This is a genomic window from Pseudomonas sp. NPDC087612 (assembly GCF_044743505.1).
Taxonomy (GTDB): Bacteria; Pseudomonadota; Gammaproteobacteria; order Pseudomonadales; family Pseudomonadaceae; genus Aquipseudomonas.
Genome location: NZ_JBIUWO010000001.1, coordinates 259,403 through 277,071, shown reverse-complemented (window position 1 = coordinate 277,071; position 17,669 = coordinate 259,403). Strand labels below are relative to the sequence as shown.

Here is a 17,669-nt window from a genome sequence, read left to right as displayed (position 1 = left end):
TGCGCCCCGCGCCGCGCTTGATGCAAATCAAGGCCTGCGCGCCGCTCAGGGCAGACACTGAGGCTCCGCAGCCCGCCTGGGAGCCCGCCATGCCTGATTTACACCATCGCCACCCGCAACCCGTCAGCGCGTACGGGCAATGGCCGGGCGAGCCCGGCGGGCATGCCGATACCCGCAGGTTCCACACCGGCATCGGTTCGCTGGACGTGTTGCGCGCCCTGCGCGCGAGCCGCAAGCAGCACCGGCCATTGTCGCTAAGCGTGCAACTGGCGGGAGGGCTCGATGAGCTGGAGCAGGACGCCTACCTGCGCGGCCTGCAACGGGAGATCGCCCTGGTCGGCTGCCACCTGGGGGCCGACCAGAGCATCGAGCAGTTCCGCTTGAGCGGTGCCACTCCAGGCCTTGAGGTGTTGCAGCGGTTGATGGAGCAACTGCGCCAACGCTTCAGTTTTTTGCCACACGAACTGGGTGACTACGCTGTTGAAGTCGATTTGCACCACACCCGGTGGGCGACCATGGGGCTGTTGCGCGACCTGGGTTTCAACCAGGTCAGTATCGGTGTGCCCGATTGTGGCCAGGGCGGCGTGCTGTCGGCTGCCGACTGGCAGAACCCGGCGCCGATCCATTCGCTGATCGATGCCGCGCGCACCTTTGATTTTCGCTCAGTGAGTGTTGACCTGGGCTATGGCCATGCCTGGCAGACCCCGGACAGCTTTGCCCGCAAGCTTGCCACCCTGATCGAGCTTGAGCCCGACCGCCTGCAAGTTTTCGACTACAGCCAGCCGCCGGCGCGCTACGCCCAATGCGCCCGGCAGGCACCCTGCAGCGAGCAGGACAAAGCCCTGATGCGGCGCCTGTGCTTTGCCCAGTTGCTGGCTGCAGGTTACCAACACATCGGCCTGGGCCAGTTCGTGCGCGCCGACGACGACCTGGCGATTGCCCAGGAACGCGGGCGTTTGCGGCGCAATTGCCAGGGCTTTACCCGCCACGGCTATTGCGACCATGTCGGTCTGGGCCTGGGCGCGATCAGCCAGTTCGACGCGCTCTATGCGCAGAACGCCCTGACCCTGGCGCACTACCTTCAGCCGTTGCGCAACGATCAGTTGCCTACGTGCCGCGGCTGGCGCTGCGAGGCCGATGAGCAACTGCGCCAGGGCGTTAGCGAGCGCCTGGCCTGTGACCTGGAGCTGGATATCCAGGCCATCGAGGCCCGCTACGGCGTGGATTTTCGCCAGTACTTCGCCAGTGCCTGGCGCCAGCTGGAGGCCATGCGCCGGACAGGGCTGGTCGAGGTCTCGGCGCGCCACATCAGCATATTGCCCGCCGGGCGGGTGAACGTGGATGCCATCTGCCAGCTGTTCGAACAGCAGCAATGGGTCGATCACGATGCCGGTCTTTGAGCCTGGCCAACTATTCTTTTGAGGGTCGAAAATACCCTGGATGACCAGGGTAGAAACAACCCTGGCAGGGTCATTGTTACCCCGATTTCAGCCCATGTCCGAGCCCGCGCCCGGCAAACCGCGAGGGGCATGGCTCTTGCACTACCTTGCTCAAGTCCGACGGCTCACGCTGAGCTGTCGGTAACAAGGTAAGGAGAGGCTTGATGCAAGTACTTGATCGCCGTAAAGCGCTGGCCATCGCGCCGCTGTTGCGCCTGGCGTTCCGCCCGTTGTTCCTCGCTGGCTGCGCCCTGGCGCTGGTGGCCATTCCCTTGTGGCTGGCGGCCTTGAACGGCTCGCTGGGTAACTGGCAGCCGGCCGGCGGCTGGCTGGCCTGGCACCGGCATGAACTGGTGTTCGGCTTTGGCCTGGCGATCATCGCCGGCTTTTTGCTTACGGCGGTGCAAACCTGGACCGGCCAACCGGGCCTGAGCGGCAAGCCGCTGGCAGCCCTGGCGTTACTCTGGCTGGCCGGGCGGGTGGCATGGTTGGTGAATGCGCCCTGGCCGTTGCTGGCGCTGCTGGAACTGGGCTTCCCGCTGCTGGTGGCGGTGCTGATGGGGCGCACCCTGTGGCAGGTGCGGCAAAAACGCAATTACCCGATCGTGATGGTGTTGCTGCTGTTGACGGCGGTCGATGGCCTGTCGGTGTATGGCCTGGTGCAAGAGCACGACGGTTGGCAGCGCCAGGGCGTGCTCGGCGGCATCTGGCTGGTCGGGGCGATGATGGGGCTGATTGGCGGGCGGGTGATTCCATTCTTCACCCAGCGCGGCTTGGGCCGCACACAGGCGGTCACGCCCTGGCCCTGGCTCGACGGGCTGCTGCTGGCGGGCTCGGCGCTGGTGGCGCTGTTGTCTGCGGCAGGGCCGGCGTTGCAGGTCAATGCCGGCATTGGCTTGCTGTTCGCGGCACTGGCGCTCGGGCATATCGTGCGGTTGTGGCGCTGGCATGATCGAGGGCTTTGGCAGGTGCCGCTGCTGTGGTCGCTGCACCTGGCCTATACCTGGTTGGTGCTGGCCTGCCTGGGCATGGCCCTGTGGCATTTCGGCGTGGCGCTGAATCCGAGCCTGGCCGTGCATTGCCTGACCCTCGGCGCCATGGCCGGGTTGATCCTGGCGATGATCGCCCGGGTCAGCCTTGGCCATACCGGGCGAGCGTTGCAGCCGCCGGCGGGAATGACCCTGGCGTTCATCCTGCTCAATCTGGCGGCGGTCAGCCGGGTGCTGCTGGTGCTGTGGCTGCCACTGGGCGGTTTGTGGCTGGCGGGCGTGTGCTGGGTGCTGGCGTTTGCCTTGTATGCCTGGCGCTATGCGCCGATGCTGTTGCGCGCCCGGGTTGACGGGCACCCTGGTTAAGCGCCTGGAGGCGAAGGATGCTGTATCCGTATTTGTTGGTGGTTCATCTACTGGCGGCCATCGCCTTTATCGGCACGCTGTTTTTTGAACTGCTCATCTGGCAGGCGGTGCGCCGCCACGTGCCGGCTGCGGCGCTGGCCGGGGTAGACCAGGCGCTGTCGGTGCGTTCACGCAAGGTGCTGCATGGTGTGGTGCTGTTGTTGTACGGCGCGGGGCTTGGCCTGGCCTGGCATCACCGCGCAGCCTTGAGCGAACCGTTGGCCAGCAGCTTTGCCAGCCTGCTGAGCCTGAAGATCGTCCTGGCCCTGAGCATCATCGGCCATTACCTGTTGCTAGCGTACTGGCTGACCCGCGGGCGCCTGAGCGAGGGCAGGGCGCGCGGGATTCGCTGGAGCATCCTTGGGCACATGCTGCTGATCGTGGTGCTGGCCAAGGCGATGTTCTACTGGCAATAGCCTGCGCCCGATCGCGGGTCTGCCGGGATTGCGACCTCAGTGGAAACCGGCCTTGCCGGCGATGAGGCCGGTACAGTCAGCACATTAGCGGGCGTCTGGATTACGACCGCTTCGCGCTCGATCGCTGGCAAGGCCAGCTCCTACAGGTCCGCTGCATGCAGATTGCGATGAGGCCGATGCAGTCAGCACATTAGATGTGGCTGGATCACGACCGCTTCGCGCTCGATCGCTGGCAAGGCCAGCTCCTACAGGTCCGGTGCATGCAGTCCATATTGTGGGAGCCGGCCTTGCCGGCGATGAGGCCGGTACAGTCAGCACATCAGATGTGGCTGGATCACGACCGCTTCGCGCTCGATCGCTGGCAAGGCCAGCTCCTACAGGTCCGGCGCATGCAGGTCTTTTGTGGGAGCCGGCCTTGCCGGCGATGAGGCCGGTGCAGTCAGCACATCAGCTAGCGCCTGGATCACGACCGCTTCGCGCTCGATCGCTGGCAAGGCCGGTTCCTGCAGGTCCGGTGCATGCCGGTCTATTGTGGGAGCCGGCCTTGCCGGCGTTGAGGCCGGTACAGCCAGCACATTAAGGGGCGTTTGGATTACGACCGCTTCGCGCTCGATCGCTGGCAAGGCCAGCTCCTACAGGTCCGGTGCATGCAGGTCTATTGTGGGAGCCGGCCTTGCCGGCGATGAGGCCGGTGCAGTCAGCACATTAGATGTGGCTGGATCACGACCGCTTCGCGCTCGATCGCTGGCAAGGCCGGTTCCTGCAGGTCCGGTGCATGCCGGTCTATTGTGGGAGCCGGCCTTGCCGGCGATGAGGCCGGTACAGCCAGCACAGTAGGGGGCGTCTGGATTACGAGCGCTGCGCACTCGATCGCGGGCAAGTCCCGCTCCCACAGGTCTGGTGCATGCAGATCCAAAGGCCAGCCATCAAGCCAGGGCGTTGGTGAACAACACATCGTTCTCCAACTCGATGTGCTGCTGCAAATCCTCGCGGAACTCCTCCAGCCCGTGGTACAGGGTGCGCCAGGTAGTGCAGGCACCCTCTGGCGCGCTGATGTCGTTGGTCAACAGGCTCAAGCGCTCCAGCGCCTCACCATGCTGGTCGTGCTCCATGCGCATCACCTGGATCGGCGCACCCGCCTGGCGGCCCATGCCCCGTTGCAACATCGGGAACAGCACCTGTTCCTCCTTGAGCATGTGCCCTTCAAGTTCCTGTTGCATGTCCTGCAGGTGGTCGGCCAGGCCGTTGGGGCACTGGGCGTGGCCGCCATGGACCTGCTCGACGCGTCGGGCCAGGCGGATCAGTTCCGGCAGTTGCTCACGGTGACGATCGTGGTAGCGGGAGAGGATATGGGCGATCAGTTCGGTCGGGTTCATCAGGGGGGCCTGCTCTGCTTGCTAAGGATCCCAGGGTGATTGCATCGCCCATGCCAGCTTTACTTGCCCGAAATCAAGGTCCGGCGCCGGGGCTGTGGTGAAATCTACCCCCATGTTTCAGGGTGCAAATAACCACAAAGGGTAATGACTACCATGCTGCGTGAAAGCCTGGCTGCTGACCTGATCGTCGAACTGCCCAATGCCGTGCGCTTGCAGCGCCTGGTACAAACCCTGCGCGAGTACTTCAACTGCGGCGCGGTCGGGCTGTTGCGCCTGGAGGGCGACAGCCTGCGCCCGCAGGCCACGGTCGGGCTGGTCCACGAAGCCCTCGGCCGGCGCTTCGTGATCGCCCGGCATCCGCGCCTGGCAGCGATCATGGCTTCGCGCGAGCCAACCTGGTTCGAACCCGACAGCCGCCTGCCGGACCCTTACGATGGCCTGCTCGACAGCGCCGTGCACGAACCCCTGGCCGTGCACGACTGCATGGGTGTGAGCCTGTATGTCGAGGGTCAGGTCTGGGGCGCGATTACCCTCGATGCGCTGCGCCCCGGGACCTTCGACAGCGCTGCCCGCGATGAACTCAAACGCTGCACCTTGCAGATCGAAGCGGCGCTGCGGGTGACCCGCCTGGAACAGGAGAATCGCAGCCTGCGCCTGTCGCGCAACGAACCACAGGACCTGCGTGCGCCGCTGGAAGCGAGCGAGATTCTTGGCCACAGCCCGGTGCTGCAGCAGCTGCTCAACGAGATCGAACTGCTCGCCGACGCCGAACTGCCGGTGTTGCTGCTGGGCGAGACCGGGGTCGGCAAGGAGCTGTTCGCCCGCCGCTTGCATGGTTTATCGCGGCGCCGCCACAAGCCGCTGATCCAGGTCAACTGCGCGGCCTTGCCCGAATCCCTGGCCGAGAGTGAGCTGTTCGGCCATGTCAAAGGTGCGTTTTCAGGCGCCAGCAGCGACCGCGCCGGGCGCTTCGATGCGGCCAACGGTGGCACGCTGTTTCTTGATGAAGTCGGCGAACTGCCGTTGAGCGTGCAGGCCAAGCTGCTGCGCACGTTGCAGAACGGCGAGATCCAGCGCCTGGGCGCCGACAAGCCGCTGCACGTGGATGTGCGCATCATCGCCGCGACCAATCGGCACTTGCCCGACAGCATCCGCGACGGTCTGTTTCGCGCCGACCTCTACCATCGGCTGTCGGTGTATCCGCTGCCGATCCCGCCGCTGCGCGAGCGCGGCGACGATGTGTTGATGATTGCCGGGCAGTTCCTTGAGCTCAACCGCACCCGCCTGGGCCTGCGCGGCTTGCGCCTGTCGCCGGCGGCCGAGCGGGCGCTGCTGGCTTACCACTGGCCGGGCAATGTGCGCGAGCTTGAGCATGTAATCAGCCGCGCCGCGCTCAAGCAACTGAGCCGCGAGGGCAGCCGCAACCTGATCATTACCCTGGAGCCGCAGGTGCTCGACCTCGACAGTGCGCCGGCAGCCGCGCCAGTGGCAGAGCAGGGGGCACCACCGGCGCTGGCGTTCAGTTCCCTGAGCGAAGCCGTCGACGCCTGCCAGCGCCAGGCCATTGCCCAGGCCCTGCGCCTGAGCGGCGACAACTGGGCCAGCGCCGCGCGGCTGCTGGCGCTCGACCCGAGCAACCTGCACAAACTGGCCAGGCGTTTGCGCCTCAAGTAACGCCGCTGGCGTTGATGGCGGTCAAGGTGCGGGCGGGGCGCTGCTTACAGACTGCGCACACCTAACCAGGAGATCATCGCCATGCCGTTGTCCCTTGCCCAGATGCGTCGCAACTACACCCTCGGTGGCCTGCAGGAAGCCGAAGCGCCGCTGGAGCCTCTGAGCCTCTTTGCCCAGTGGCTGCAACAGGCCCGCGAAACCGAGCGCGAGCCGGTGGAGGCCAACAGTATGCACCTGGCCACGGTTGACGCCACCGGCCGCCCGCATTGCCGGGTGTTGCTGCTCAAGGGCGTTGACGAGCAGGGCTTTACCTTCTTCGGCAACTACCAGAGTGCCAAGGGCCAGGAACTGGCAGCCAATCCCTATGCGGCGATGACTTTCTTCTGGCCGGGGCTGGAGCGCCAGGTTCGCATTGAAGGGCCGGTGGCGCGGCTTGACCCGCAGCTGTCCGATGCCTACTTCGATTCGCGCCCCGAAGCCAGCCGCCTGGGCGCCTGGGCGTCGCCGCAAAGCCGGCCGCTGGCCGACCGCGACGCGCTGCAGGCAATGCTCGCGCAGACCATTCGCCGCTTCGTCGAACAACCCCTGCGCCGCCCCGAGCACTGGGGCGGCTATTGCCTGAAGCCTGAACGCATGGAGTTCTGGCAAGGCCGTGCCGACCGCTTGCACGACCGCCTCGACTACCGCCATCAGGGCGGGCAATGGACGCGCCAGCGCCTGGCGCCCTGAGTCCGAAGAGATACCTCCAAGGAGGAATAGGTTCGCCCAGGCTTTAGGTTCAGGCTTGGGCCCATCCCTATCTCACCGGAGCCCAGGCCATGGCCCATCTGGCGCAACGCACGTTTGAACCCCTGAACATCGCTGTGCTGACCATCAGCGACACGCGCAACTTTGATACCGACAGCTCGGGGCAGACCCTTGTCGACCTGCTGCAGGCGGCCGGGCATGTGCTGCTTGAACGCGACCTGGTCAAGGACGATATCTACCAGATCCGCGCCACGCTCTCGCGCTGGATCGCCGACCCCAAGGTGCAGGTGGTACTGACTACCGGCGGCACCGGCTTTACCGCCCGCGACAACACCCCGCAGGCGGTGCTGCCGTTGCTGGACAAACACGTCGAGGGCTTTGGCGAGTTGTTCCGCCAGGTGTCGCTGGCCGAAATCGGCATGTCCAGCCTGCAGTCGCGCGCGCTGGCCGGCATGAGCAATGGCGTGCTGGTGTGCTGCGTGCCGGGCTCGCCCGGCGCCTGTCGCACGGCCTGGACGCAGATCCTCAATAGCCAGCTCGACAGCCGCACCGGCCCGTGCAATTTCGCCCCGCATCTCAAGGCTCAATCCGAGCAGGCCATCGACGCCTGTGGGACGCGGCCATGAGCGGGCGCGTGTGCGACAGCGGCAAGTTGATCCCGGTCGACCAGGCCATCCGCCATTTGCTCGAACAGGCGCCGCCACCACCGGCGGCGCAGATGGTTTTGCTGGAGCAGGCCCTGGGCCGGGTGCTGGCGGCCGATATCCACGCCCCGCGCAGCCTGCCGGGCTGGGATAACAGCGCCATGGACGGTTTTGCCTTCAGGGCCGCCGACCTGCCTGCGGCGGGCGGTTGCCTGACCCTGGCCGGGCGCATCGCTGCCGGCCAGCAGGCCAGTACTGCATTGCAGCCAGGCCAGGCGGTGCGCATCTTTACCGGCGCACCCTTGCCGCCAGGCGCCGACACGGTGGCCCTGCAAGAGCTGTGCCGGGTTGACGGCGAGCAGGTCTGGCTGCCGGCCGCAAGCCTTGGCGCGCATGTGCGCAAGGCCGGCGAAGAGGTGCGCGAAGGTCATCTGCTGCTGCAGGCCGGCAAGCGCCTGCGCGCCCAGGAGCTGGGCCTGCTGGCCGCCTCGGGGCTGGCCTGGGTCGAGGTCCATCGGCCCTTGCGCGTCGCTTTGCTGAGCAGCGGCGACGAGCTGCGTGAACCCGGCCAGCCGCTGGCCCCGGGGCAGATCTACAACAGCAACCGCTATTGCCTGACGGCCCTGTTGCAAGGCTGGGGCGTGGAGGTGCATGACTACGGGGTGATGGCCGATGAGCTGGCGGCCAGCAAGCACGCGCTGAACCTGGCGGCGGCCGAGTGCGACCTGCTGCTGACTTCTGGCGGCGTGTCAGTGGGCGAGGAAGATCACCTCAAGCAAGCCATCCAGGCGCTGGGCCGTGTCGATTTCTGGCGCCTGGCGATCCAGCCGGGCAAGCCCCTGGCCTTTGGCGCGGTGGCGGGGCGGCCGTGGATCGGCATGCCGGGCAACCCGGCCGCGGCGCTGATCACCGCGCTGGTGGTGGTAAGGCCCTTGCTGCTGCGCGCCCAGGGCGTGCGTGACGTGCTGCCACAGCCCGTGGCGCTGCCGGCGGGTTTTGACTGGCTGCAGCGTAACAAGCGCCGCCAGTACCTGCGGGCGCGCTTGTTGCCCGAGGCCAACGGCCAGTCCAGCGTGCAACTGCACCCGCAGCAAAGTTCGGCGATGCTCAGCGCCGCCTGCTGGGCCGACGGCCTGGCGCTGGTGGAGTGCGAGCAACAGGTGCACAAACACGACAGCGTACAGTTTTTGTCATTTGCCGAGCTGATGCAGTGAGCGGACTTGATTGCCGTCAAGGTTCTGCTGGAGGCGCTGGCTAGACTGGCAGCGCTTTTTCCAGTGCTCCGGGCCTGTGTCAACCGCGCAGGCCAGTGGAGATAGGTTTCTTTGATGAGGAAAACCCATGCAACTGGTCTGCCCGGCAGGCAACCTGCCTGCGCTCAAAGCCGCGGTGCGCCAAGGCGCCGATGCGGTGTATGTCGGCTTTCGCGATGACACCAACGCCCGCCATTTCGCCGGCCTGAACATGGACGACAAGCAGTTCGACGCCGCCGTCGGCCATATCCGCCAGCACAATCGCAAGCTCTATGTCGCGGTCAACACCTACCCGCAACCGCTGGGTTGGGAGCGCTGGCAGCGGGCGGTGGACCGCGCCGCCGACCATGGTGTCGATGCCCTGATCGCCGCCGACCCGGGGGTGCTCGGCTACGCCGCCGAGCGCCACCCGCAGCTGAACCTGCACCTCTCGGTCCAGGGCTCGGCCACCAACGCCAGCGCCCTGGCTTTCTACGCCCAGCACTACAACATTCGCCGCGCCGTGCTGCCGCGGGTGCTGTCGCTGGCCCAGGTGCGTCAGGTCGCTGCCAGCACCACGGTACCGATCGAGGTGTTCGCCTTCGGCAGCCTGTGCATCATGGCCGAAGGGCGCTGCCACCTGTCCTCGTACATCACCGGCGAGTCGCCGAACCTGTGCGGCGTGTGTTCGCCGGCCAAGGCGGTGCGCTGGAGCGAAGATGCCGATGGCCTCAGCGCGCGCCTGAGCGAGGTGCTGATCGACCGCTATCAAGCTGACGAACCCGCCGGCTACCCGACCTTGTGCAAGGGCCGCTTTATGGTCGGTGGCAAGCGCTTCCACGCCCTGGAAGAGCCCACCAGCCTCGACACCCTCGACCTGCTGCCAGAGCTCGCCGCCATGGGCGTCGAGGCGGTCAAGATCGAAGGCCGTCAGCGCAGCCCGGCGTATGTCGAGCAGGTCACCCAGGTCTGGCGCGCCGCGCTCGACGCCCACCGCCTGGCGCCGCAACGCTTCACGGTCAAGGCGCAGTGGCGCCAGGTGCTGGCCGGTTTGTCCGAAGGCAGCCAGACCACCCTGGGTGCTTACCATCGATCATGGCAATGAGGGACTGCACATGAAGCTCAGCCTGGGACCCGTGTTGTACTACTGGGACAAGGAACAATTGGGGCGTTTCTACAGCGAAATGTCGGCTTTGCCCCTGGATGTGATTTACCTGGGGGAAACCGTCTGCTCGAAACGCCGGGCGATGAACCTCGACCACTGGCTGGGCCTGGGCCGCGAGCTGCAGGCCTGCAGCCCGGCGCAGATCGTGCTGTCGAGCCTGACCCTGATCGAAGCCGCGTCCGAGCTCTCCAGCCTGCGCCGCCTGTGCGACAACGGCGAGCTGCTGGTGGAGGCTAACGACATGGGCGCGGTGCAGTACCTGGCCGAGCGCAAGCTGCCGTTCGTGGCCGGGCCGGCGCTGAACCTTTATAACGGCCATGCCCTGGCCAAGCTGCTCGATTGCGGGATGATCCGCTGGGTGCCGCCGGTAGAGTGCTCGGCAGCACTGATTCGCGCGGTGCTCGACCAGGCCGTTGAACTGGGCCGTGAACTGCCCGAGGTCGAAGTCTTCGCCTATGGCCACCTGCCGCTGGCCTATTCGGCGCGCTGCTTTACCGCGCGGGCGGAAAACCGGCCCAAGGATGACTGCCAGTTCTGTTGCATCAACTACCCCGATGGCCTGGCCCTGAGCAGCCAGGAAGGCCAGGCGCTGTTCACCCTCAACGGCATCCAGACCATGTCCGCCGAAGCCACCAACCTGCTGGCCGACTATGCCGGGTTGCAAGCCTGCGGCGCCGACCTGCTGCGCCTGAGCCCGCGCGCCCAGGGCATGGCCGAGGTGATCGAGGCCTTTGCCCGGGTGCGCCAGGGCGAGGCGCCGCCGCTCTGTGTCGACGGCTGCAACGGCTACTGGCATGGCCAGGCGGGCATGTTGCGGGTCGAGGAGGTGGGCCTGTGCTGAACCGTACGCAATGGCTGCTCAAAGGCGCCGACAAGGTCCTGCCGTTGGTGCGCAAGGTGCCCTTTGTGATCCAGCGCGTGGCCTTGCAGCAGGCGCTCAACCGCTGCCTGGCCGAGCCCTTGCGCGACGGCGAGTTCGACCTGTTGCGCGGGCGCTGGTTGTGCCTGCGCATCCCTGACCTCGACCTGACCTGGTACCTGACGCGCAACCGCGAGGGCCTGCAGATCGCCGAGCGGGCCAGGGCCGATGTGACCATTCGCGGCAACTGGCGCGAGTTCCTGTTGCTGGCCAGCCGGCAGGAAGACCCGGACACCCTGTTCTTTCGCCGCCGCCTGGTGATCGAGGGCGACACCGAGCTGGGCCTGACCCTGAAAAACCTGATCGACAGCCTCGACCCCGAGGTGCTGCCGGTGTGGTTGTGGCGCAACCTGGAACGCGCCGGCAAGGGCCTGGCGGCAAGCTCTGGGCAGCGCCGGCGCGCGGGCTAGCCCGTGTAGCCGGCCAGATCATCGGTGTTGAGGATCTGGATGCTGCGCCGCTCCATGGCGATCAGGCCGCGTTCCACCAGGCGGTGCAGGGTGCGCGAAAAGGTCTCCGGCTGGATCCCCAGCTTGGAGGCCACCAGGCGCTTGGACACTTGCAACTCGACCCGGCCGCTGTCCGGGTCGCACTCCTGCAGCAAAAAATTGATCACCCGCCGGCTGGCGCTGGCCGAGGTCAGGGTGTCGATGTCCTTGAGGCGCTGATGCAGGTGGATGCTCATGCTCGCCAGAATCGCCAGGCACACCTGCGGCTGGTCTTCCAGGGCATTGCGGTAGTGGCCGCCGTCGATGCTGATCAGCAGGCAATCCTTGAGCGCCGTGGCCGTCACCGGGTAGCTGCGCGCCTGGCTGAACAGCAGCGCCTCGGCAAAGGTCTGGCCCGGCTGGATGATCTCCACCAGGTGTTCCTGGCCCTCGGCGCTGAGCCGGTACAGCTTGATCTGGCCGCTGACCAGCAAGAAGAAGCGCTTGGCCGGGTCGCCCTGGTGCATGAGCGTGTCATGACAGCCCAGGCGCCGGAGCATGGCCAGGCTGCAGACGGCTTCGAAGACTTTCTCCGGCAGTTGGCTGAACAGGTGATGGCGACGTAAAAGCAGAACGCTAGAAGGGTGGGTCAGCATGGCGTACCTCCGCTGACGCCTATGGTAGAACCCGTGGCGCCGGCGGCCTATGCCTCTGCCGGTCTACCTCCAAAGGGGCAGTCGCCGCCTCAGGCACTGTGGCGCAGGTGTTCAAGGGCCCATACCGCCGCCTCCACCCGCGAGCGCAGGCCGAGCTTGTGCAGCAGGTTCTTCACATGCACCTTGACCGTGCCTTCGGTGATCCCCAGCTTGTGGCCGATGACCTTGTTGCTGTAGCCGCTGGCGATGGTTTTCAGCACCTGGCGTTCGCGTTCGGTGAGCTCGACGTCGGCCTGGCGCGGCGGTGAGCGCAGGGCCTGAGCCATGACCCGGGTCAGCCCCGGGCTGATCACCAGGGCGCCGTTCATGGCATCGCGGATGTACTGGATCAACAGCTCCGGCTCCATGTCCTTGAGCAGGTAGCCGTCGGCGTCCAGGCGCAGGGCAGCGCGGATATCGTCTTCGGCATCGGACACGGTAAACAGCAGCACCTTGCCGGCAAAGCCCTGGCTGCGCAGATGGCGCAGGGTTTCGATGCCGTTCATCTGCGGCATGTTGTTGTCCAGCAGCAGCAGGTCAGGTTGCAGCGGCGCGATCAGGGCCAGGGCTTGTTCGCCGTGGCTGGCCTCGCCGACGATCTCGAAGTCGTCTTCCAGTTCAAGCATCTGGCGAATGCCATGGCGCATCATCGGGTGGTCGTCGACCAGCAGTATCCGGTAGCGCGGGGAGGGGTTCATACAGGGTTACCTTCGTTCAAGTGCCCGAGAAATTCCGGGCGAAATTCCATCTGTACCCGGGTGCCTTGCGGCGCCCGGCCAACAATCTGCAACTGGCCGCGCAGGCTGCGCGCCCGCTCGTCCATGATGTTCAGGCCGTGGTGTTCGCGCAGGTCGTGGGTGGCGTTGAAACCACGGCCATCGTCCTCGATCGACAGGCAGACCTGCTCGCCGTGCTGGCGCAATTGCAGCCAGGCGTTCTGCGCATGGGCATGGCGCAGGCAGTTGGACAGCGCCTCGCGGGTGATCTGCAGAATGTGGATCTGTTCGCTGGCCGAAAGCTCGAAGGCCAGGCTGTCGACGTGCAGGTGCACCTGGAACTCGCCACGGCGGGAGAACTCCTCGGCGGTGTCCTTGAGTTCCTGCACCAGGCCTGCGTCATGGATCTGCAAGCGGAAAGTGGTGAGCAGTTCGCGCAACTGCCGGTAGGCGTTGTTAAGGCCTTCGCGCAGCTCGGCGGTGACGTTCTCAAGCGTTGCCACCGGCTCGCCACGGCGCATCAGGGTTTGCATGCGGCTGACCTGCAGCTTCATGTACGACAGCGCCTGGGCCAGCGAATCGTGCAGCTCGCGGGCGATGATCGCGCGTTCTTCGAGCAGCACCAGGCGATGGTCCTGTTCGCGCTGGCGCTTGAGCGACAGCGAGGTGCCGATCAGGTTGGCCAGGGCCTGGATCAGCTCGGTTTCCCAGGCTTGCGGCTCGTGGCCGTCGATAAAGTGTGCCTTCAGCTCACCGAGGGTGCTGCCCTGGTTGCTGATGCTGAAGGTATGGCGCAGGGTGCGCTGGTGGCGCTGGCAACTGGCGCAGTCGCTGCTGGCGCAGATCTTGCGGCTGGCGGCGCCATGCAGGGCCAGCAGTTGCTGGGCCGGGGCCTGCAACTGGCCTTGCAGGCACAGCGACAGGCGCAGGCCCGGCAAGCGCTGCTGAAAGCGCCGGATCAGCTCATCCAGGCCCTCGGCGTTGGCCAGCCGCGTGGCCAGGCTGCGGCTGCTCTGGTACAGCAGTTCAAGGGCGGCGTTGGCCTGCTGCAGGTTGAGGGTTTTCTGCTGCACCTGGCTTTCCAGGGTGCGATGGGATTGCTCGATGGTTTCGGCCATGGCGTTGAAGCTGGTAGCCAGCTCGCCGAGCTCGTCTGCCGACTGGTGATTGACCCGCGCCTGGAACTCGCCGCGACGAAAGCGCTGGGTGGCATCGACCAGTTCCTTCAACGGCGTGATGACGTTGTATTGCAGTTCATACAGACCGAACAGCAGGACGATCATGGTGGTGAACAGCGCCGCGCCCTGGATCACTTGCTGCCAGCCCTGCTTATGCTCGCTCTGGCGCTGCAGCAGGCTGACGAACTGGTTGAGCTGGTTGACGAAGGGCAGGGTGCTGGCCTGAAACGTGGCGGCGTCGTCGCGCTGCAAGGCTGGCAACAGGGTGTGCTGCCAGTAGTCCTGCAAGCGCTGGTAGCTGGCCTGCAGTTCAAGGTTCTTGCCGTCTTCGAGCACCGCTTGCAGGGCCGGGCTGTTGAGCCGTTGCTGCAGGCTGTCGCGGATGCGCTCAAGCTCGGCAGGCTCGGCACCGGCGGCGAGCTTCCAGCTCAGGTGGTAGGTCTCCATGCGCACCGAGCCTGCGGTATTGATCGCCGCCGCATCGCCCTGGCTGAACCAGGCGATCAGGCCGGCGCTGAGCGAGCTGGCCAGGGCCAGCACGGCAATCAGGATCACCGCCAGGCCGGCGCGCGCGGGCAACGAGCTGCGCAGCCAGCCGATCATGGACGGCGGCCGGGGGCGATGAGTGGAAAGCGGTACATGGAGCACTCCAGGGTGTTGCAGCTGATCGTTTCGCAGCCTTCCCTGGCGCTCTACCTCTAAAGAGTTTGCAACTGTCAGATTTCTTGCGATGGCGCTGAGAAACTTGACAAGGCCCTGATAAACAAAGGGTTTAGAGGTTTTTCGGCGCTACCTCGTTGGAGGTAGGCAGTACAAGCATAGGCCCAGGGGCGCCAGGGCTTCTTTGATCGGGGTCAAGTTTTATCGGGGTTTGCCTCTCTAGTCTGCCGGCCATGGCTACCTGACTGGAGACCCGAGATGACTCAACCGCGAATACGCCAAGGCCTGGTATTGGGCATGAGTACGCTGGCCTTCACCGTCTGCTTCATGGTCTGGATGATGTTTGCCGTGCTCGGCGTGCCGATCAAGGACCTGCTTCAGCTCAACGAAACCCAGTTCGGCCTGCTGGCCGCCACCCCGGTACTGACCGGCTCGCTGGTGCGCCTGCCGCTGGGCATGCTCACCGACCGCTTTGGCGGGCGCAGCGTGTTCTTCCTGTTGATGCTCGCCTGCGTGCTGCCGCTGTACCTGATCAGCCACGCTACGGCGTACTGGCAGTTCCTGGTCCTGGGTTTGTTCGTCGGCCTGGCCGGTGGCTCGTTCTCGGTGGGCATCGCCTATGTTGCCAAGTGGTTCGAGCAAGACAACCAGGGCCTGGCCATGGGCATTTTCGGTGCCGGCAACGCAGGCGCCGCGGTCACCAAGTTCCTCGCCCCGGCACTGATTGCCGCCGGCAGCTGGCAGCTGGTGCCGAAGGTGTTCAGCGCCATCCTGTTCATTACCGCGCTGCTGTTCTGGTTGCTCAGTGCCGACAACAAGGCCCATCGCAGCGCCAGCGGCGCGAGCCTTGGCGAGCAGCTCAAGGCCCTGGCCGAGCCTGCGGTGTGGCGCTACTGCCAGTACTACTCGATCGTCTTCGGCGGCTACGTGGCCCTGGCGCTATGGATGACCAAGTACTACGTCCAGGAATACGGCTTCAGCCTGCAAAGCGCGGCGCTGCTGGCCGCCTGCTTCTCACTGCCGGGTGGCGTGCTGCGCGCCGTCGGCGGCTGGATGTCGGACCGCTGGGGCGCGCAGAGCGTGACCTGGTGGGTGCTGTGGGTCAGCTGGATCTGCCTGTTCTTGCTCTCGTACCCGCAAACCCAGCTGCAGGTGCAGACCATCAACGGCCCGCTGGACTTTCACATCGGCCTGAACCCTGCGCTGTTCACCGTGCTGCTGTTCGTCATGGGCATCGCCTTCGCCTTCGGCAAGGCCTCGGTGTTCAAGTACATCGCCAACGACTACCCGCACAACATGGGCGCGGTGTCCGGCATTGTCGGCCTGGCCGGCGGCCTGGGCGGCTTCATTCTGCCGATCCTGTTCGGCGCGCTGGTCGACCTCACCGGCGTGCGCTCCTCCTGCTTCATGTTGATGTACGGCGTGGTCTGGGTCTCGCTCACCTGGATGTACCTCAGCGAAATCCGCAAGCGCCCGCTGCTGGGCAGACAGCCCGCAGCCGTAACGCCCCCGTTTTCCAGCATTGCCCAAGGAGAAGACCATGTCGGTTCTTAAACAGCCTGACCAAGGCCCGGTGATTCACGACTGGCGCCCGGAAGACCCCGCGTTCTGGGGGCAAAGCGGCAAGCAGACCGCCACCCGCAACCTGTGGATCTCGATCCCCGCACTGCTGCTGGCCTTTGCCGTGTGGATGGTGTGGAGCACGGTGATCGTGCGCCTGAATGCCATCGGCTTTACTTTCAGCACTGACCAGTTGTTCTGGCTGGCCGCCTTGCCCGGGCTCTCGGGGGCGACCTTGCGGGTGTTCTACTCGTTCATGGTGCCGATCTTCGGCGGCCGGCGCTGGACTGCCCTGAGCACCGCCTCGCTGCTGGCACCGTCGCTGTGGATGGGCTTTGCCGTGCAAGACCCGAACACCCCCTACAGCGTGTTCGTGATCATCGCGCTGCTGTGCGGCTTTGGCGGCGGCAACTTCGCTTCGAGCATGTCCAATATCAGCTTTTTCTACCCCAAGTCGCAGCAGGGCACTGCCCTGGGCCTGAACGCCGGGCTGGGTAACCTCGGCGTTTCGGTGATGCAGTTCTGTGTGCCGCTGGTGATCACCTTCGGCCTGTTCGGCGCCCTCGGTGGCCAGCCGCAGATGCTGGCCGATGGTGGTCAGCTGTGGCTGCAGAACGCCGGTTTCATCTGGGTGCCGTTCATTGTCCTGGTCACGGTGCTGGCCTGGTTCGGCATGAACGACCTGTCCAGCGCCAAGGCCTCGTTCAGCGAGCAGGCGGTGATCTTCAAGCGCAAGCACAACTGGCTGATGTGCTGGCTGTACCTGGCAACCTTCGGCTCGTTCATCGGTTTTTCCGCGGCCTTTCCGCTGCTGATCAAGACCGCCTTCCCGCAGGTCAACGCCCTGACCTTCGCCTTCCTCGGCCCGTTGGTTGGCGCCCTGGTGCGCCCGCTCGGTGGCTGGCTGGCCGACAAGCTCGGCGGCGCACGGGTGACCCTGTGGAACTTCGTGCTGATGATCGTCATGGTCTTCGGCGTGCTGGCGTTCATCCCCGCCCAGGGCGAGAGCAGCAACTTCTACGGCTTTCTCGGCATGTTCATGCTGCTGTTCATCACCACCGGCATCGGCAACGGTTCGACCTTCCGCATGATCCCGGTGATCTTTCGCTCCCTGCACGAACAGGCCGCCAGCGGCAAAGGCGCCGCTGCCCGCGAACAGGCGCTGAAGAACGCCGGCAAGGAATCGGCCGCAGTGCTGGGCTTCAGCTCGGCGATGGGCGCCTTCGGCGCGTTCTTCATCCCCAAGACCTTCGGCACCTCCATGGCCCTGACCGGTGGCCCGCAGATGGCCTTCTACCTGTTCGTCGGCTTTTACCTGAGCTGCATCGTCGTGACCTGGTGGTGGTACGCACGCAAAGGCGCTGCGACCCCCTGCTGACAGAACCCCGAATTCACACCTTGCCCGGGCGGGGCGCAGAACCCCGCA

Annotated in this window: 15 protein-coding genes and 1 pseudogene; 12 read left to right on the top strand and 4 right to left on the bottom strand. The window is 65.6% G+C overall.

Features of this window, described 5'->3' with window-relative positions; genetic code table 11:
- The first annotated feature begins 89 nt into the window (after window positions 1-89).
- From ACIOVF_RS01130 to ACIOVF_RS01120, 3 genes are all read left to right on the top strand, one after another.
- The gene (locus ACIOVF_RS01130) at window positions 90-1,400 is read left to right on the top strand and encodes a coproporphyrinogen III oxidase (RefSeq protein WP_401286745.1); all 1,311 of its coding nucleotides are present in this window, start codon (window positions 90-92) and stop codon (window positions 1,398-1,400) included.
- A 203-nt stretch (window positions 1,401-1,603) separates the two neighbouring features.
- Window positions 1,604-2,794 (top strand): NnrS family protein, encoded by a 1,191-nt coding sequence (locus ACIOVF_RS01125; RefSeq protein WP_045197980.1) that lies wholly within the window; start codon window positions 1,604-1,606, stop codon window positions 2,792-2,794.
- 17 nt (window positions 2,795-2,811) lie between these two features.
- Window positions 2,812-3,249 carry a membrane protein gene (locus tag ACIOVF_RS01120; protein WP_045197982.1) on the top strand — a complete coding sequence of 146 codons (438 nt, stop codon included), beginning with the start codon at window positions 2,812-2,814 and terminating at the stop codon, window positions 3,247-3,249.
- 926 nt (window positions 3,250-4,175) lie between these two features.
- Here the strand turns inward: ACIOVF_RS01120 and ACIOVF_RS01115 are convergent.
- Window positions 4,176-4,610 (bottom strand): annotated as a pseudogene (locus tag ACIOVF_RS01115) (hemerythrin domain-containing protein); the annotation flags it as partial.
- A gap of 168 nt (window positions 4,611-4,778) precedes the next feature.
- On the opposite strand from ACIOVF_RS01115, the gene norR reads away from it, so the two are divergent.
- The 7 genes from norR to ACIOVF_RS01080 all read left to right on the top strand — a co-directional run bounded on the left by norR (window position 4,779) and on the right by ACIOVF_RS01080 (window position 11,416).
- On the top strand, window positions 4,779-6,299 hold the full coding sequence (gene norR, locus ACIOVF_RS01110; protein WP_401286741.1) for a nitric oxide reductase transcriptional regulator NorR: 1,521 nt from the start codon (window positions 4,779-4,781) through the stop codon (window positions 6,297-6,299).
- Between the two features lie 81 nt (window positions 6,300-6,380).
- Window positions 6,381-7,028: a pyridoxamine 5'-phosphate oxidase gene (gene pdxH, locus ACIOVF_RS01105; protein ID WP_213604179.1), complete on the top strand. Its 648-nt coding sequence runs from the start codon at window positions 6,381-6,383 to the stop codon at window positions 7,026-7,028.
- A gap of 89 nt (window positions 7,029-7,117) precedes the next feature.
- Window positions 7,118-7,672 (top strand): molybdenum cofactor biosynthesis protein B, encoded by a 555-nt coding sequence (moaB, locus tag ACIOVF_RS01100; RefSeq protein WP_195884351.1) that lies wholly within the window; start codon window positions 7,118-7,120, stop codon window positions 7,670-7,672.
- A complete protein-coding gene (glp, locus tag ACIOVF_RS01095; protein ID WP_401286737.1) occupies window positions 7,669-8,904 on the top strand; it encodes a gephyrin-like molybdotransferase Glp in 1,236 nt (411 codons plus the stop codon). Before moaB ends, glp begins: the two co-directional genes overlap by 4 nt.
- A 127-nt stretch (window positions 8,905-9,031) precedes the next feature.
- Entirely contained in the window at window positions 9,032-10,027 is a 996-nt protein-coding gene (locus ACIOVF_RS01090) for a peptidase U32 family protein (RefSeq protein WP_258663429.1), read from the top strand.
- A 10-nt stretch (window positions 10,028-10,037) separates the two neighbouring features.
- Entirely contained in the window at window positions 10,038-10,928 is an 891-nt protein-coding gene (locus tag ACIOVF_RS01085; protein WP_401286733.1) for a U32 family peptidase, read from the top strand.
- Window positions 10,922-11,416 (top strand): SCP2 domain-containing protein, encoded by a 495-nt coding sequence (locus ACIOVF_RS01080; RefSeq protein ID WP_213604185.1) that lies wholly within the window; start codon window positions 10,922-10,924, stop codon window positions 11,414-11,416. Before ACIOVF_RS01085 ends, ACIOVF_RS01080 begins: the two co-directional genes overlap by 7 nt.
- Here the strand turns inward: ACIOVF_RS01080 and ACIOVF_RS01075 are convergent.
- The 3 genes from ACIOVF_RS01075 to ACIOVF_RS01065 form a co-directional block, all read right to left on the bottom strand.
- Window positions 11,413-12,090 (bottom strand): Crp/Fnr family transcriptional regulator, encoded by a 678-nt coding sequence (locus tag ACIOVF_RS01075; RefSeq protein ID WP_401286728.1) that lies wholly within the window; start codon window positions 12,088-12,090, stop codon window positions 11,413-11,415. The genes ACIOVF_RS01080 and ACIOVF_RS01075 overlap by 4 nt on opposite strands.
- Before the next feature lie 89 nt (window positions 12,091-12,179).
- Entirely contained in the window at window positions 12,180-12,827 is a 648-nt protein-coding gene (narL, locus tag ACIOVF_RS01070; protein ID WP_093381868.1) for a two-component system response regulator NarL, read from the bottom strand.
- A complete protein-coding gene (locus ACIOVF_RS01065; RefSeq protein ID WP_401286723.1) occupies window positions 12,824-14,626 on the bottom strand; it encodes a HAMP domain-containing protein in 1,803 nt (600 codons plus the stop codon). The genes narL and ACIOVF_RS01065 overlap by 4 nt, the downstream gene beginning before the upstream one ends.
- Window positions 14,627-14,941: 315 nt before the next feature.
- Here ACIOVF_RS01065 and ACIOVF_RS01060 point away from each other — a divergent pair, with 315 nt between their 5' ends.
- Both ACIOVF_RS01060 and ACIOVF_RS01055 read left to right on the top strand, forming a co-directional pair.
- A complete protein-coding gene (locus ACIOVF_RS01060) occupies window positions 14,942-16,237 on the top strand; it encodes a nitrate/nitrite transporter (RefSeq protein ID WP_401286720.1) in 1,296 nt (431 codons plus the stop codon).
- Window positions 16,224-17,621 carry a NarK family nitrate/nitrite MFS transporter gene (locus ACIOVF_RS01055; protein WP_401286717.1) on the top strand — a complete coding sequence of 466 codons (1,398 nt, stop codon included), beginning with the start codon at window positions 16,224-16,226 and terminating at the stop codon, window positions 17,619-17,621. Before ACIOVF_RS01060 ends, ACIOVF_RS01055 begins: the two co-directional genes overlap by 14 nt.
- The last annotated feature ends 48 nt before the right edge of the window (window positions 17,622-17,669 follow it).

Excerpts from the sequence above, each read along its gene's own strand:
- ACIOVF_RS01130 (WP_401286745.1), top strand. The coding sequence starts at position 90 with ATGCCTGATTTACACCATCGCCACCCGCAACCCGTCAGCGCGTACGGG.
- ACIOVF_RS01125 (WP_045197980.1), top strand. The coding sequence starts at position 1,604 with ATGCAAGTACTTGATCGCCGTAAAGCGCTGGCCATCGCGCCGCTGTTG.
- ACIOVF_RS01120 (WP_045197982.1), top strand. The coding sequence starts at position 2,812 with ATGCTGTATCCGTATTTGTTGGTGGTTCATCTACTGGCGGCCATCGCC.
- norR (WP_401286741.1), top strand. The coding sequence starts at position 4,779 with ATGCTGCGTGAAAGCCTGGCTGCTGACCTGATCGTCGAACTGCCCAAT.
- pdxH (WP_213604179.1), top strand. The coding sequence starts at position 6,381 with ATGCCGTTGTCCCTTGCCCAGATGCGTCGCAACTACACCCTCGGTGGC.
- moaB (WP_195884351.1), top strand. The coding sequence starts at position 7,118 with ATGGCCCATCTGGCGCAACGCACGTTTGAACCCCTGAACATCGCTGTG.
- glp (WP_401286737.1), top strand. The coding sequence starts at position 7,669 with ATGAGCGGGCGCGTGTGCGACAGCGGCAAGTTGATCCCGGTCGACCAG.
- ACIOVF_RS01090 (WP_258663429.1), top strand. The coding sequence starts at position 9,032 with ATGCAACTGGTCTGCCCGGCAGGCAACCTGCCTGCGCTCAAAGCCGCG.
- ACIOVF_RS01085 (WP_401286733.1), top strand. The coding sequence starts at position 10,038 with ATGAAGCTCAGCCTGGGACCCGTGTTGTACTACTGGGACAAGGAACAA.
- ACIOVF_RS01075 (WP_401286728.1), bottom strand. The coding sequence starts at position 12,090 with ATGCTGACCCACCCTTCTAGCGTTCTGCTTTTACGTCGCCATCACCTG.
- narL (WP_093381868.1), bottom strand. The coding sequence starts at position 12,827 with ATGAACCCCTCCCCGCGCTACCGGATACTGCTGGTCGACGACCACCCG.
- ACIOVF_RS01065 (WP_401286723.1), bottom strand. The coding sequence starts at position 14,626 with ATGATCGGCTGGCTGCGCAGCTCGTTGCCCGCGCGCGCCGGCCTGGCG.
- ACIOVF_RS01060 (WP_401286720.1), top strand. The coding sequence starts at position 14,942 with ATGACTCAACCGCGAATACGCCAAGGCCTGGTATTGGGCATGAGTACG.
- ACIOVF_RS01055 (WP_401286717.1), top strand. The coding sequence starts at position 16,224 with ATGTCGGTTCTTAAACAGCCTGACCAAGGCCCGGTGATTCACGACTGG.